The organism is Pseudomonas sp. S11P7 (assembly GCF_023195435.1).
GTDB classification, from domain to species: domain Bacteria; phylum Pseudomonadota; class Gammaproteobacteria; order Pseudomonadales; family Pseudomonadaceae; genus Aquipseudomonas; species Aquipseudomonas fluorescens_G.
Window position 1 is genome coordinate 6,247,501 of the sequence record NZ_JALPKS020000002.1, and the last position, 13,996, is coordinate 6,261,496.

At 54.5% G+C, this 13,996-nt stretch carries 11 protein-coding genes, 4 tRNA genes and 2 rRNA genes (1 of these 17 cut by a window edge); all 17 read left to right on the top strand.

Going from position 1 to position 13,996, the window contains the following annotated elements:
* Window positions 1–1,977 (top strand): 23S ribosomal RNA (locus M0746_RS28550); it begins 917 nt to the left of the window's first position.
* 154 nt (window positions 1,978–2,131) lie between these two features.
* A 5S ribosomal RNA gene (gene rrf / locus M0746_RS28555) occupies window positions 2,132–2,247 on the top strand.
* A 132-nt stretch (window positions 2,248–2,379) separates the two neighbouring features.
* Complete coding sequence (birA, locus tag M0746_RS28560) at window positions 2,380–3,333, top strand: bifunctional biotin--[acetyl-CoA-carboxylase] ligase/biotin operon repressor BirA (RefSeq protein WP_258451398.1); 954 nt, start codon at window positions 2,380–2,382, stop codon at window positions 3,331–3,333.
* Window positions 3,323–4,072: a pantothenate kinase gene (locus M0746_RS28565; RefSeq protein WP_258451399.1), complete on the top strand. Its 750-nt coding sequence runs from the start codon at window positions 3,323–3,325 to the stop codon at window positions 4,070–4,072. The genes birA and M0746_RS28565 overlap by 11 nt, the downstream gene beginning before the upstream one ends.
* Window positions 4,073–4,079: 7 nt before the next feature.
* Window positions 4,080–4,511, top strand: a complete 432-nt coding sequence (locus M0746_RS28570) for a hypothetical protein (protein WP_258451400.1) — start codon at window positions 4,080–4,082, stop codon at window positions 4,509–4,511.
* Between the two features lie 143 nt (window positions 4,512–4,654).
* Window positions 4,655–4,739: transfer RNA gene (locus M0746_RS28575), tRNA-Tyr, on the top strand.
* A gap of 25 nt (window positions 4,740–4,764) precedes the next feature.
* Window positions 4,765–4,838, top strand: a tRNA-Gly gene (locus M0746_RS28580).
* A 26-nt stretch (window positions 4,839–4,864) separates the two neighbouring features.
* Window positions 4,865–4,940 (top strand) — tRNA-Thr (locus M0746_RS28585).
* Window positions 4,941–5,024: 84 nt separating this feature from the next.
* Window positions 5,025–6,218 carry an elongation factor Tu gene (tuf, locus tag M0746_RS28590; protein WP_024014521.1) on the top strand — a complete coding sequence of 398 codons (1,194 nt, stop codon included), beginning with the start codon at window positions 5,025–5,027 and terminating at the stop codon, window positions 6,216–6,218.
* A gap of 53 nt (window positions 6,219–6,271) precedes the next feature.
* Window positions 6,272–6,347, top strand: a tRNA-Trp gene (locus M0746_RS28595).
* Between the two features lie 45 nt (window positions 6,348–6,392).
* On the top strand, window positions 6,393–6,761 hold the full coding sequence (gene secE, locus M0746_RS28600; RefSeq protein WP_007916493.1) for a preprotein translocase subunit SecE: 369 nt from the start codon (window positions 6,393–6,395) through the stop codon (window positions 6,759–6,761).
* 9 nt (window positions 6,762–6,770) lie between these two features.
* Window positions 6,771–7,304, top strand: coding sequence for a transcription termination/antitermination protein NusG (gene nusG / locus M0746_RS28605; protein WP_007957598.1), 534 nt, complete (start codon window positions 6,771–6,773; stop codon window positions 7,302–7,304).
* Window positions 7,305–7,422: 118 nt separating this feature from the next.
* Complete coding sequence (rplK, locus tag M0746_RS28610) at window positions 7,423–7,854, top strand: 50S ribosomal protein L11 (RefSeq protein ID WP_003176435.1); 432 nt, start codon at window positions 7,423–7,425, stop codon at window positions 7,852–7,854.
* The gene (rplA, locus tag M0746_RS28615; RefSeq protein ID WP_003228754.1) at window positions 7,854–8,549 is read left to right on the top strand and encodes a 50S ribosomal protein L1; all 696 of its coding nucleotides are present in this window, start codon (window positions 7,854–7,856) and stop codon (window positions 8,547–8,549) included. The genes rplK and rplA overlap by 1 nt, the downstream gene beginning before the upstream one ends.
* A 198-nt stretch (window positions 8,550–8,747) precedes the next feature.
* The gene (rplJ, locus tag M0746_RS28620; RefSeq protein WP_008081912.1) at window positions 8,748–9,248 is read left to right on the top strand and encodes a 50S ribosomal protein L10; all 501 of its coding nucleotides are present in this window, start codon (window positions 8,748–8,750) and stop codon (window positions 9,246–9,248) included.
* A 74-nt stretch (window positions 9,249–9,322) separates the two neighbouring features.
* Window positions 9,323–9,688, top strand: coding sequence for a 50S ribosomal protein L7/L12 (gene rplL / locus M0746_RS28625; RefSeq protein ID WP_003228750.1), 366 nt, complete (start codon window positions 9,323–9,325; stop codon window positions 9,686–9,688).
* A 221-nt stretch (window positions 9,689–9,909) separates the two neighbouring features.
* Window positions 9,910–13,983: a DNA-directed RNA polymerase subunit beta gene (gene rpoB, locus M0746_RS28630; protein WP_258451401.1), complete on the top strand. Its 4,074-nt coding sequence runs from the start codon at window positions 9,910–9,912 to the stop codon at window positions 13,981–13,983.
* Window positions 13,984–13,996 lie beyond the last annotated feature (13 nt).

Here is a 13,996-nt window from a genome sequence, read left to right on the forward strand (position 1 = left end):
GTGCCGAGCATGGGAGACACACGGCGGGTGCTAACGTCCGTCGTGAAAAGGGAAACAACCCAGACCGTCAGCTAAGGTCCCAAAGTTATGGTTAAGTGGGAAACGATGTGGGAAGGCTTAGACAGCTAGGAGGTTGGCTTAGAAGCAGCCACCCTTTAAAGAAAGCGTAATAGCTCACTAGTCGAGTCGGCCTGCGCGGAAGATGTAACGGGGCTCAAACCATACACCGAAGCTACGGGTATCATCTTCGGATGATGCGGTAGAGGAGCGTTCTGTAAGCCTGTGAAGGTGAGTTGAGAAGCTTGCTGGAGGTATCAGAAGTGCGAATGCTGACATGAGTAACGACAATGGGTGTGAAAAACACCCACGCCGAAAGACCAAGGTTTCCTGCGCAACGTTAATCGACGCAGGGTTAGTCGGTCCCTAAGGCGAGGCTGAAAAGCGTAGTCGATGGAAAACAGGTTAATATTCCTGTACTTCTGGTTATTGCGATGGAGGGACGGAGAAGGCTAGGCCAGCTTGGCGTTGGTTGTCCAAGTTTAAGGTGGTAGGCTGAGATCTTAGGTAAATCCGGGATCTTAAGGCCGAGAGCTGATGACGAGTTACCCTTTGGGTGACGAAGTGGTTGATGCCATGCTTCCAAGAAAAGCTTCTAAGCTTCAGGTAACCAGGAACCGTACCCCAAACCGACACAGGTGGTTGGGTAGAGAATACCAAGGCGCTTGAGAGAACTCGGGTGAAGGAACTAGGCAAAATGGCACCGTAACTTCGGGAGAAGGTGCGCCGGTGAGGGTGAAGGACTTGCTCCGTAAGCTCATGCCGGTCGAAGATACCAGGCCGCTGCGACTGTTTATTAAAAACACAGCACTCTGCAAACACGAAAGTGGACGTATAGGGTGTGACGCCTGCCCGGTGCCGGAAGGTTAATTGATGGGGTTAGCTAACGCGAAGCTCTTGATCGAAGCCCCGGTAAACGGCGGCCGTAACTATAACGGTCCTAAGGTAGCGAAATTCCTTGTCGGGTAAGTTCCGACCTGCACGAATGGCGTAACGATGGCGGCGCTGTCTCCACCCGAGACTCAGTGAAATTGAAATCGCTGTGAAGATGCAGTGTATCCGCGGCTAGACGGAAAGACCCCGTGAACCTTTACTATAGCTTTGCACTGGACTTTGAATTTGCTTGTGTAGGATAGGTGGGAGGCTTTGAAGCGTGGACGCCAGTTCGCGTGGAGCCATCCTTGAAATACCACCCTGGCAACTTTGAGGTTCTAACTCAGGTCCGTTATCCGGATCGAGGACAGTGTATGGTGGGTAGTTTGACTGGGGCGGTCTCCTCCTAAAGAGTAACGGAGGAGTACGAAGGTGCGCTCAGACCGGTCGGAAATCGGTCGTAGAGTATAAAGGCAAAAGCGCGCTTGACTGCGAGACAGACACGTCGAGCAGGTACGAAAGTAGGTCTTAGTGATCCGGTGGTTCTGTATGGAAGGGCCATCGCTCAACGGATAAAAGGTACTCCGGGGATAACAGGCTGATACCGCCCAAGAGTTCATATCGACGGCGGTGTTTGGCACCTCGATGTCGGCTCATCACATCCTGGGGCTGAAGCCGGTCCCAAGGGTATGGCTGTTCGCCATTTAAAGTGGTACGCGAGCTGGGTTTAGAACGTCGTGAGACAGTTCGGTCCCTATCTGCCGTGGACGTTTGAGATTTGAGAGGGGCTGCTCCTAGTACGAGAGGACCGGAGTGGACGAACCTCTGGTGTTCCGGTTGTCACGCCAGTGGCATTGCCGGGTAGCTATGTTCGGGAAAGATAACCGCTGAAAGCATCTAAGCGGGAAACTTGCCTCAAGATGAGATCTCACTGGAACCTTGAGTTCCCTGAAGGGCCGTCGAAGACTACGACGTTGATAGGTTGGGTGTGTAAGCGCTGTGAGGCGTTGAGCTAACCAATACTAATTGCCCGTGAGGCTTGACCATATAACACCCAAGCAATTTGCTGACCTGAAAAGGCACCAGATTGCGGTGTGTGAAGACGAAACGAACCGAAAGTTCGAAGTTCACAAACACCTGGCTGTCACATACCCAATTTGCTGAAGCGAGGCCATCTGGTCACGACTCAGTACCCGAATTTCTTGACGACCATAGAGCGTTGGAACCACCTGATCCCATCCCGAACTCAGCAGTGAAACGATGCATCGCCGATGGTAGTGTGGGGTTTCCCCATGTGAGAGTAGGTCATCGTCAAGATTAAATTCCGAAACCCCAATTGCGAAAGCAGTTGGGGTTTTGTTTTGCCTGCAGGAAAACTACGCGCTTGATTTCTATGCAATGACCCGGTGCATGGCTATCATTCGGGCCTCATTGTGAGGCGAGACCTGCATGCTGACGTTGTTAAATCTCTTGAAGGATGGTCGATTCCATTCTGGCCAGGATCTAGGGGCAGCTCTGGGTATAAGTCGGAGCGCAGTATGGAAGCAGCTTCAGCACCTCGAGGCTGAGCTTGGACTGTCCATCCATAAAGTTCGAGGGCGGGGCTATCAATTGGCAGCACCCTTGAGTCTGCTCGATACAGTGGAAATATCGGCCGCAGCGCTGAAATGGCCTGTGACCGTTTTGAATTCCGTCGACTCGACAAACGCAGAAGCGTTGCGCGCCATTGGCCAGGGTGCTCTTGCACCTTTTTTGGTTCTCGCGGAGCGGCAGGTTTCCGGCCGTGGACGTAGAGGCCGTAAATGGGTCAGTCCGTTTGCCGAAAATCTTTACTACAGTCTTGTCCTGCGTATTGATGGCGGGATGCGCCAGCTCGAAGGCTTGAGTCTTGTCGTGGGTTTGGCTGTGCTGCAGGTTTTGCGAAATTTCGGTGTTTCGTCTGCCGGGTTGAAGTGGCCTAACGATGTTTTGGTCGGAAGCAAAAAAATTGCAGGCATCCTCCTTGAGCTCGTCGGGGATCCGGCGGATGTTTGTCATGTAGTGCTGGGTATTGGTATCAACGTGAACATGCAAAAGGCTGACGAAGTCGACCAGCAATGGACTTCGATACGGCTCGAATCCGGCAGATGTATTGATCGTAATGTTTTGGTGGGTGAGTTGAACGCACAGTTGAATGCCTACATCCAGCGCCACCAGTTGGAAGGCTTTTCTACGCTCCGGGCGGAATGGGAAGTCAATCATTTGTGGCAGGATCGCTCGGTGTCATTGATTGCAGGTTCAAGCCATATCGACGGCGTGGTAGTTGGAATAGATAACCAGGGTGCGCTGCGCTTGAAGGTGGATGGCGTGGAAAAGGTATTTAGTGGTGGTGAGCTCAGCCTGAGGTTGCGTGATGATTCTTGAGCTCGATTGTGGAAACAGTTTCATCAAGTGGCGAGTATTGAAATCTGCCCTTGGAATCTTGTTTGCCGAGGGTGTTGTCGACTCTAATCTGGCATTGCTTGAGAGCTTGAGGGCTGTTGATGGGCTTGGCCTGCGCAGATGTCGCTTGGTCAGTGTCAGAACCACTGAGGAAACAGATGCTTTGGTTGATGTTCTTGAGCGAGAGTTCGCTATTTCCGTTGTGCGCGCCACTTCCGCTAAGGAGATGTCCGGCGTCAGGAATGGTTACGAAGATTATCAGCGCTTGGGCCTTGATCGTTGGCTTGCCATGCTGGGTGGCTTTCACCTGGCGTCGGGCAAGGCTTGCCTGGTGCTCGATTTTGGTACAGCGGTAACCGCTGATTTCGTAGCTGCTGACGGTGAGCACCTAGGAGGCTTCATTTGTCCTGGAATGCCGTTGATGCGAGATCAGTTGCGCACCCATACCCGGAAGATTCGCTATGGAGACCTGGCGGCTGAGCGCGCGCTGTCCAGTACCGCGCCAGGGCGGACAACTGTAGAGGCGGTGGAGCGCGGTTGTTCCTTGATGTTGCGAGGCTTTGTGTTGACCCAGATGGAAATGGCGCGCGTCGTCGGGGGGAATTTTGCAGTTTTCATAACGGGTGGTGATGCTCAACTTGTAGCAGATGTTGCGCCTGAGGCTCGGGTCGTTCCGGACTTGGTATTTGTGGGGTTGGCTATGGCGTGTCCTTTTTCCTGAGGTTTGTATGCGTTGGTTGTTCCTCCTGCTAGTCGTTCTGAACGTTTTTTATTATGTCTGGCATCAACAGGAGGCGCCTCTGCGAGCGAAGGATGTAACGCCTCTCAGTTTGTACCGCGGTTCCCAGCAAGACATTCGTTTGCTCAGTGAATCGAACAGTAATGTGAGCGAAAGGCAGGAGGGGCGGCGGCAAGACTGTCTGTTGCTCGGCGGCCTCACCCGTCAGGAATCGATTGCGCGCCTTCAACAACGTTTGGCAGCACTGGGGGTCGAGGTGCGATCTTCGTCAAAAGATGTTTCGGGGGAGGGTTATTGGTTGTCTGTCGCGCCTCAGAGCCAGCGTTTGCTGGGCGATGTCCAGCTGCAAAACCTTTCCAATGAATTCAATGAGTTAAAACATAAAATAATGCTGTGTGAGGGGGTTGCACCTGCTCAATAGTTTGCATAGAATGGCGCCCGCTCCACAGCGAAGACCTGAAGAGGTAGTTGAAGTGGGGTGGTGTCAATGCAGCTAACCTCAGGTTTTTAAATGAGAAAATGCTTGACAGGGGTTTGGCATAGTATAGAATGCCGGCCTGATTAGGAGGGGTTCCCGAGCGGCCAAAGGGATCAGACTGTAAATCTGACGTCTACGACTTCGAAGGTTCGAATCCTTCTCCCTCCACCAGATTTAAGCGTGAGCTGCAGGCTCCGCGGGTATAGTTTAGTGGTAGAACCTCAGCCTTCCAAGCTGATGATGCGGGTTCGATTCCCGCTACCCGCTCCAAGTTTGCAGATTGTGCAAAGTGTTTTGCTCTTGTAGCTCAGTTGGTAGAGCACACCCTTGGTAAGGGTGAGGTCAGCGGTTCAAATCCGCTCAAGAGCTCCATCTAACAAGGCAGATATGAAAATATCTGCCTTTGTTTTAATGGTTGATATTGTTTTTCTAATTCTTCTGTTGAGGGTAATATCGATGGCTAAGGAAAAATTTGATCGTTCCCTGCCCCACGTCAACGTTGGGACCATTGGTCACGTTGACCACGGTAAAACCACTCTGACCGCTGCTCTGACTCGCGTCTGCTCCGAAGTTTTCGGTTCGGCCGTCGTTGAATTCGACAAGATCGACAGCGCTCCAGAAGAAAAAGCTCGCGGTATCACCATCAACACCGCTCACGTTGAGTACAACTCGACTATTCGTCACTACGCTCACGTTGACTGCCCAGGTCACGCTGACTACGTGAAGAACATGATCACCGGTGCTGCCCAGATGGACGGCGCGATCCTGGTTTGCTCGGCCGCTGATGGTCCGATGCCGCAAACCCGTGAGCACATCCTGCTGTCCCGTCAGGTAGGCGTTCCGTACATCGTGGTTTTCCTGAACAAGGCTGACCTGGTAGACGACGCTGAGCTGCTGGAACTGGTTGAGATGGAAGTTCGTGACCTGCTGTCGACCTACGACTTCCCAGGTGACGACACTCCGATCATCATCGGTTCGGCTCGTATGGCGCTGGAAGGCAAAGACGACAACGAAATGGGCACTACTGCCGTTCGTAAACTGGTTGAAACTCTGGATACCTACATCCCAGAACCAGTTCGTATGATCGACAAGCCATTCCTGATGCCAATCGAAGACGTATTCTCGATTTCGGGTCGCGGTACTGTTGTGACTGGTCGTATCGAGCGCGGTATCGTTCGCGTTCAGGATGCACTGGAAATCGTTGGTCTGCGTGACACTACCACCACCACCTGCACCGGTGTTGAGATGTTCCGCAAGCTGCTCGACGAAGGTCGTGCTGGCGAGAACTGCGGTGTTCTGCTGCGTGGTACCAAGCGTGACGACGTTGAGCGTGGCCAGGTTCTGGTCAAGCCAGGTTCGGTCAAGCCGCACACCAAGTTCACCGCAGAAGTTTACGTTCTGAGCAAAGAAGAAGGCGGTCGTCACACTCCGTTCTTCAAAGGCTACCGTCCACAGTTCTACTTCCGTACTACTGACGTGACTGGTAACTGCGAGCTGCCAGAAGGCGTTGAAATGGTAATGCCAGGTGACAACATTCAGATGACTGTTACCCTGATCAAAACCATCGCGATGGAAGACGGTCTGCGTTTCGCTATCCGTGAAGGCGGTCGTACCGTCGGCGCCGGCGTCGTAGCCAAAATCATCGAGTAAGTGGTTGTAATGTATTTTTCGGGCCGGCATAATGGTCGGCCTGATTTTGTTTTAGGTCAGTAGCTCAATTGGCAGAGCGACGGTCTCCAAAACCGTAGGTTGGGGGTTCGATTCCCTCCTGACCTGCCAGATTCACTCAGTGTGTCTGGCTTTCTTTTCACAGGATCTTCATAGATGACTCCTAAAGCTGAAGCTCAAGGCTCTCGCTTCGATCTGCTCAAGTGGCTTGTAGTTGTCGCTTTGGTGGTTGTTGGCGTTGTTGGCAATCAGTATTACTCTGCTTCGCCGATCCTGTACCGCGTACTTGCTTTGCTTGTCATCGCTGCTGTAGCTGCCTTTGTAGGCCTGCAGACTGCGAAGGGCAAGTCTTTCTTTGTACTGGTTAAGGAAGCTCGCACCGAGATTCGTAAAGTCGTGTGGCCAACTCGCCAAGAAACCACGCAGACCACCCTGATTGTGGTGGCTGTTGTTCTGGTTATGGCGTTGCTGTTGTGGGGTCTTGATTCCCTGCTCGGCTGGCTTGTTTCCTTGATTGTCGGCTAAGGGTGTCCCGTGGCTAAGCGTTGGTATGTTGTGCATGCTTACTCGGGTTACGAGAAGCATGTGATGCGCTCGCTGATCGAGCGCGTAAAGCTGGCTGGCATGGAAGATGGCTTCGGCGAGATTCTGGTTCCCACTGAAGAAGTGGTTGAAATGCGTAATGGCCAGAAGCGCAAAAGCGAGCGTAAGTTCTTCCCTGGCTATGTGCTGGTCCAGATGGATATGAACGAGGGTACTTGGCACTTGGTCAAGGATACTCCTCGGGTGATGGGCTTTATCGGCGGTACTGCTGACAAGCCTGCGCCTATCACTGATAAAGAGGCAGAAGCGATTCTGCGTCGTGTTGCTGATGGTAGCGACAAGCCGAAGCCTAAGACTCTGTTTGAGCCAGGTGAAACGGTACGCGTCAATGACGGTCCATTTGCTGATTTTAATGGCGTCGTTGAAGAAGTTAACTACGAAAAGAGCCGGATCCAGGTCGCGGTGCTCATTTTCGGTCGCTCTACTCCGGTGGAGCTCGAGTTCAGTCAGGTCGAAAAGGTCTAACTGGGCAAGCAATCCCAACCCCGCAGCCCTAGGCTGTGGGGTTTTGTCGTCACTGGGATAAACGCGCAAGTAACCGGGGAGCCTTTCGAGGCGTTCGAACCCGTAATTGGAGTGCCTCATGGCCAAGAAGATTACCGCTTACATCAAGCTGCAAGTGAAGGCCGCTCAGGCTAACCCAAGTCCACCTGTTGGTCCTGCTCTGGGTCAGCACGGCGTGAACATCATGGAATTCTGCAAGGCTTTCAACGCCCGTACTCAGGGTCTTGAGCCAGGTCTGCCGACTCCAGTGATCATCACTGTCTACAGTGACCGTAGCTTCACTTTCGAAACCAAATCCACCCCTGCTTCGGTTCTGCTGAAGAAGGCGGCCGGTCTGACCAGCGGCTCCGCTCGTCCGAACACCGTTAAGGTTGGCACTGTTACCCGTGCTCAGCTGGAAGAAATCGCGAAAACCAAAAACGCGGATCTGACTGCAGCTGATATGGATGCAGCCGTGCGTACTATCGCCGGTTCTGCTCGTAGCATGGGCCTTAACGTGGAGGGTGTGTAATGGCTAAGCTGACCAAGCGTCAAAAGGCTATCGCCGGCAAAATCGAAGCAGGCAAGGCCTACAACATTGTAGACGCTGCTGCTCTGCTGGCTGAGCTGTCGACTGTCAAGTTCAGCGAGTCGTTCGACGTTGCTGTAAACCTGGGTGTAGACCCGCGTAAATCCGACCAGGTTGTTCGTAGCGCTACCGTGCTGCCACACGGCACTGGCAAGACTGTTCGCGTTGCTGTGTTCACTCAGGGTCCAGCTGCTGAGGCCGCTTTGGCTGCCGGCGCTGACCGTGTAGGCATGGATGACCTGGCTGCCGAAATGAAAGGCGGCGACCTGAACTATGACGTAGTAATCGCATCCCCGGATGCCATGCGCGTTGTAGGTCAGTTGGGTCAGATCCTCGGTCCACGTGGTCTGATGCCTAACCCTAAGGTTGGTACCGTGACTCCAGACGTAGCTACTGCGGTTAAAAACGCCAAGGCTGGTCAGGTTCGTTATCGCACCGACAAAAACGGCATCATTCACACCTCCGTTGGCAAGATCGGTTTCGATGCCGTCAAGCTGAAGGAAAACGTTGAAGCCCTGATCGCTGACCTGAAGCGTATCAAGCCAGCTTCTTCGAAAGGTATCTACGTTAAGCGCGTTACCCTGAGCACCACTATGGGCCCAGGTCTGGTTATCGATCAGAGCTCGCTGGACGCGTAAGACACAGATTGGCGCGAGAGATCGCGTCAATTGAAAAATTGGGGTCCCTGCCTGGCGGGGGCTATCCAAGACCGTAGGCGACGCAAGTCTTAAACCATCAGCCTACGCAGATGGTGCTCCCGGTTCCTTACCGAATCAGACACCAAAACGACATTCGGTTTCGATCGAATGAAACGGTAACAAGCAGGAGTTAAACCCGTGGCAATTAATCTCGAAGACAAGAAGGCCATCGTCGCTGAAGTCAACGAGGCTGCCAAAGTCGCTCTGTCCGCTGTCGTGGTTGATGCACGTGGCGTAACAGTAGGCGCAATGACCGGACTCCGTAAAGAGGCTCGTGAAGCTGGCGTTTACGTACGTGTTGTACGTAACACCCTGCTCAAGCGCGCTGTTGCTGACACTCAATACAGTGTCCTCAATGACGTGTTCACCGGCCCGACCCTGATTGCATTCTCCAACGAACATCCGGGCGCTGCTGCCCGTATCTTCAAAGAGTTTGCCAAGGGTCAGGACAAGTTCGAGATCAAGGCAGCTGCGTTCGAGGGCAAGTTCCTCGCAGCTAATCAGATCGACGTACTGGCAACTCTGCCGACCCGTGACGAAGCAATTTCCCAGCTGATGAGCGTGATTCAAGGCGCTACCAGCAAATTGGCTCGTACTCTGGCGGCAATTCGCGACCAGAAAGAAGCTGCCGCAGCCTAAGGCTCGTCAACTTCTCGCGTTTTTTGTTTATTTCGATGGTCGCGTAGGCCGTCCCCCAATTCAGGAATTGAGTCATGTCTCTGACTAACGAACAAATCATCGAAGCAATCGGCCAGAAATCCGTAGTGGAAATCGTTGAGCTGATCAAAGCGATGGAAGAAACCTTCGGTGTTACCGCTGCTGCCGCTTCGGCTGGCCCAGCTGCTGCTGCCGCTGTTGTTGAAGAGCAAACCGAGTTCAACGTTGTTCTGCTGGAAGCTGGCGAGAAGAAGGTTAACGTGATCAAGGCAGTTCGTGAACTGACCGGTCTGGGCCTGAAAGAAGCCAAAGAGAAAGTAGACGGCGCTCCTCAGGTTGTAGCTGAAGGCGTTTCGAAAGAAGCGGCCGAAGACGCCAAGAAGAAGCTGGAAGAAGCAGGCGCTAAAGTCGAGCTGAAGTAAGCATCGACTTTGCTCCTCCAGCCCGAGCGTCAAGCGACAGGCTGATGGCTGGTGGCTCTTGCCACCGGCCTTTTTCCGTTATTGGCAGCCGACTGGGTCGGTGCTGATAAAGGCGCTGTAACCACCCGATGCGGTGGCGCAAACCATGGGGTTTGCACGATTTTCTGGCTGCTCCCGTCGGGAGGGGCCAAACAAGCAGGTGACCAAGCTGGGGAACGCTGATGGCTTACTCATATACTGAGAAAAAACGTATCCGCAAGGACTTTAGCAAGTTGCCGGACGTCATGGATGTGCCTTACCTCCTGGCCATCCAGCTGGATTCGTATCGTGAATTCTTGCAAGCGGGAGCGACTAAAGATCAGTTCCGCGACGTGGGCCTGCATGCGGCCTTCAAATCCGTTTTCCCGATCATCAGCTACTCCGGCAATGCTGCGCTGGAGTACGTCGGTTATCGTCTGGGCGAACCGGCATTTGATGTCAAAGAATGCGTATTGCGCGGTGTAACTTTCGCCGTACCTTTGCGGGTAAAAGTGCGCCTGATCATTTTCGACAAAGAATCGTCGAACAAAGCGATCAAGGACATCAAAGAGCAAGAAGTCTACATGGGTGAAATCCCCCTGATGACTGAGAACGGTACCTTCGTAATCAACGGTACCGAGCGTGTAATCGTTTCCCAGCTGCACCGTTCCCCGGGCGTGTTCTTCGACCACGACCGCGGCAAGACGCATAGCTCCGGCAAACTGCTGTACTCCGCGCGCATCATTCCTTACCGCGGTTCGTGGCTGGACTTCGAGTTCGACCCGAAAGACTGCGTGTTCGTGCGTATCGACCGTCGTCGCAAGCTGCCGGCATCCGTGCTGCTGCGCGCGCTCGGCTATACCACCGAAGAAGTGCTCGACGCGTTCTACACCACCAACGTTTTCCACCTGAGCGGCGAAACCCTCAGCCTGGAACTGGTGCCGTCGCGCCTGCGTGGCGAGATCGCAGTTCTGGACATCCAGGACGAAAAGGGCAAGGTCATCGTTGAAGCAGGCCGCCGTATTACCGCGCGCCACATCAACCAGATCGAAAAAGCCGGTATCAAGACGCTGGAAGTACCACTGGACTACGTCCTGGGTCGCACTACCGCCAAGGTCATCGTGCACCCGGCTACCGGCGAAATCCTGGCAGAGTGCAACACCGAGCTGAACACCGAAGTCCTGGCAAAAATTGCCAAGGCCGGCGTTGTACGCATCGAGACTCTGTACACCAACGATATCGACTGCGGTCCGTTCGTCTCCGACACACTGAAGATCGACTCCACCAGCAACCAATTGGAAGCGCTGGTCGAGATCTATCGCATGATGCGTCCAGGCGAGCCGCCAACCGAGGACGCTGCCGAAACCCTGTTCAACAACCTGTTCTTCAGCCCTGAGCGCTATGACCTGTCTGCGGTCGGCCGGATGAAGTTCAACCGTCGTATCGGTCGTACCGAGATCGAAGGTTCGGGCGTGCTGTGCAAGGAAGACATCGTCGCGGTACTGAAGACTCTGGTCGACATCCGTAATGGTAAAGGCATCGTCGATGACATCGACCACCTGGGTAACCGTCGTGTTCGCTGCGTAGGCGAAATGGCCGAGAACCAGTTCCGCGTTGGCCTGGTACGTGTAGAGCGTGCGGTCAAAGAGCGTCTGTCGATGGCCGAAAGCGAAGGCCTGATGCCGCAAGACCTGATCAACGCCAAGCCAGTGGCTGCGGCGGTGAAAGAGTTCTTCGGTTCCAGCCAGCTCTCGCAGTTCATGGACCAGAACAACCCGCTGTCCGAGATCACCCACAAGCGTCGTGTGTCCGCACTCGGCCCTGGCGGTCTGACTCGTGAGCGCGCCGGCTTTGAAGTCCGTGACGTACACCCGACTCACTACGGTCGTGTCTGCCCGATTGAAACGCCGGAAGGTCCGAACATCGGTCTGATCAACTCCCTGGCTGCGTACGCTCGCACCAACCAGTACGGCTTCCTGGAAAGCCCGTACCGTGTGGTGAAAGAGGGTGTGGTCACCGACGAGATCGTGTTCCTGTCCGCCATTGAAGAAGCCGATCACGTGATCGCGCAGGCTTCGGCGACCATGAACGAGCAGAAAGTCCTGATCGACGAACTGGTTGCCGTACGTCACCTGAACGAATTCACCGTCAAGGCGCCTGAAGAAGTCACCTTGATGGACGTTTCGCCGAAGCAGGTAGTTTCGGTTGCAGCGTCGCTGATTCCGTTCCTCGAGCACGACGACGCCAACCGTGCGTTGATGGGTTCGAACATGCAGCGTCAGGCTGTACCAACCCTGCGCGCCGACAAGCCGCTGGTCGGTACCGGCATGGAGCGTAACGTAGCCCGTGACTCCGGCGTTTGCGTCGTGGCTCGTCGTGGCGGCGTGATCGACTCCGTCGACGCCAGCCGTATCGTGGTTCGTGTTGCTGATGATGAAGTTGAAACCGGTGAAGCCGGTGTCGACATCTACAACCTGACCAAATACACCCGCTCGAACCAGAACACCTGCATCAACCAGCGTCCGCTGGTGCGTAAAGGTGATCATGTTCAGCGTAGCGACATCATGGCCGACGGCCCGTCCACCGACATGGGTGAACTGGCTCTGGGTCAGAACATGCGCATCGCGTTCATGGCATGGAACGGCTTCAACTTCGAAGACTCCATCTGCCTGTCCGAGCGTGTGGTTCAGGAAGACCGCTTCACCACGATCCACATTCAGGAACTGACCTGTGTGGCCCGTGACACCAAGCTTGGCCCAGAGGAAATCACTGCGGACATCCCGAACGTGGGTGAAGCTGCACTGAACAAGCTGGACGAAGCCGGTATCGTTTATGTAGGTGCTGAAGTAGGCGCAGGCGACATCCTGGTTGGCAAGGTCACTCCGAAAGGCGAGACCCAACTGACTCCGGAAGAAAAACTGCTGCGTGCGATCTTCGGTGAAAAAGCCAGCGACGTAAAAGACACTTCCCTGCGCGTGCCAACCGGCACCAAAGGCACTGTCATCGACGTACAAGTCTTCACCCGTGACGGCGTTGAGCGTGATGCTCGTGCACTGTCGATCGAGAAGTCCCAGCTGGACGAGATCCGCAAGGATCTGAACGAAGAGTTCCGCATCGTTGAAGGCGCTACTTTCGAACGTCTGCGTTCCGCTCTGGTAGGCCACAAGGCTGAAGGCGGCGCCGGTCTTAAGAAAGGTCAGGACATCACCGACGAAGTACTCGACGGTCTTGAGCACGGCCAGTGGTTCAAGCTGCGCATGGCTGAAGATGCTCTGAACGAGCAGCTCGAGAAGGCTCAGGCCTACATCGTTGATCGTCGCCGTCTGCTGGACGACAAGTTCGAAGACAAGAAGCGCAAACTGCAGCAGGGCGATGACCTGGCTCCAGGCGTGCTGAAAATCGTCAAGGTTTACCTGGCAATCCGTCGTCGCATCCAGCCGGGCGACAAGATGGCCGGTCGTCACGGTAACAAAGGTGTGGTCTCCGTGATCATGCCGGTTGAAGACATGCCGCACGATGCCAATGGCACTCCGGTCGACGTGGTCCTCAACCCGCTGGGCGTACCTTCGCGTATGAACGTTGGTCAGATCCTTGAAACCCACCTGGGCCTCGCGGCCAAAGGTCTGGGCGAGAAGATCAACCGAATGGTCGAAGAGCAGCGTAAAGTCGCTGAACTGCGTACCTTCCTGGACGAGATCTACAACCAGATCGGCGGTCGTAACGAAGATCTGGACAGCTTCTCCGATCAGGAAATCCTGGATCTGGCGAAGAACCTGCGTGGCGGCGTTCCAATGGCCACTCCAGTGTTCGACGGCGCCAAGGAAAGCGAAATCAAGGCCATGCTGAAACTGGCAGACCTGCCGGAAAGCGGCCAGATGCAGCTGACCGACGGCCGTACCGGCAACAAGTTCGAGCGTCCAGTTACCGTTGGCTACATGTACATGCTGAAGCTGAACCACTTGGTAGACGACAAGATGCACGCGCGTTCTACCGGTTCGTACAGCCTGGTTACCCAGCAGCCGCTGGGTGGTAAGGCGCAGTTCGGTGGTCAGCGTTTCGGGGAGATGGAGGTCTGGGCACTGGAAGCATACGGTGCTGCATACACTCTGCAAGAAATGCTCACAGTGAAGTCGGACGATGTGAACGGCCGTACCAAGATGTACAAGAACATCGTGGATGGCGATCACCGTATGGAGCCGGGCATGCCCGAGTCCTTCAACGTGTTGATCAAGGAAATTCGTTCCCTCGGCATCGATATCGATCTGGAAACCGAATAACACGTGACGCGAA

Bases quoted from the DNA above. Each gene is read 5' to 3' on its own strand.
- birA (WP_258451398.1), top strand. From the start codon at position 2,380: ATGCTGACGTTGTTAAATCTCTTGAAGGATGGTCGATTCCATTCTGGC.
- M0746_RS28565 (WP_258451399.1), top strand. From the start codon at position 3,323: ATGATTCTTGAGCTCGATTGTGGAAACAGTTTCATCAAGTGGCGAGTA.
- M0746_RS28570 (WP_258451400.1), top strand. From the start codon at position 4,080: ATGCGTTGGTTGTTCCTCCTGCTAGTCGTTCTGAACGTTTTTTATTAT.
- tuf (WP_024014521.1), top strand. From the start codon at position 5,025: ATGGCTAAGGAAAAATTTGATCGTTCCCTGCCCCACGTCAACGTTGGG.
- secE (WP_007916493.1), top strand. From the start codon at position 6,393: ATGACTCCTAAAGCTGAAGCTCAAGGCTCTCGCTTCGATCTGCTCAAG.
- rplK (WP_003176435.1), top strand. From the start codon at position 7,423: ATGGCCAAGAAGATTACCGCTTACATCAAGCTGCAAGTGAAGGCCGCT.
- rplA (WP_003228754.1), top strand. From the start codon at position 7,854: ATGGCTAAGCTGACCAAGCGTCAAAAGGCTATCGCCGGCAAAATCGAA.
- rplL (WP_003228750.1), top strand. From the start codon at position 9,323: ATGTCTCTGACTAACGAACAAATCATCGAAGCAATCGGCCAGAAATCC.
- rpoB (WP_258451401.1), top strand. From the start codon at position 9,910: ATGGCTTACTCATATACTGAGAAAAAACGTATCCGCAAGGACTTTAGC.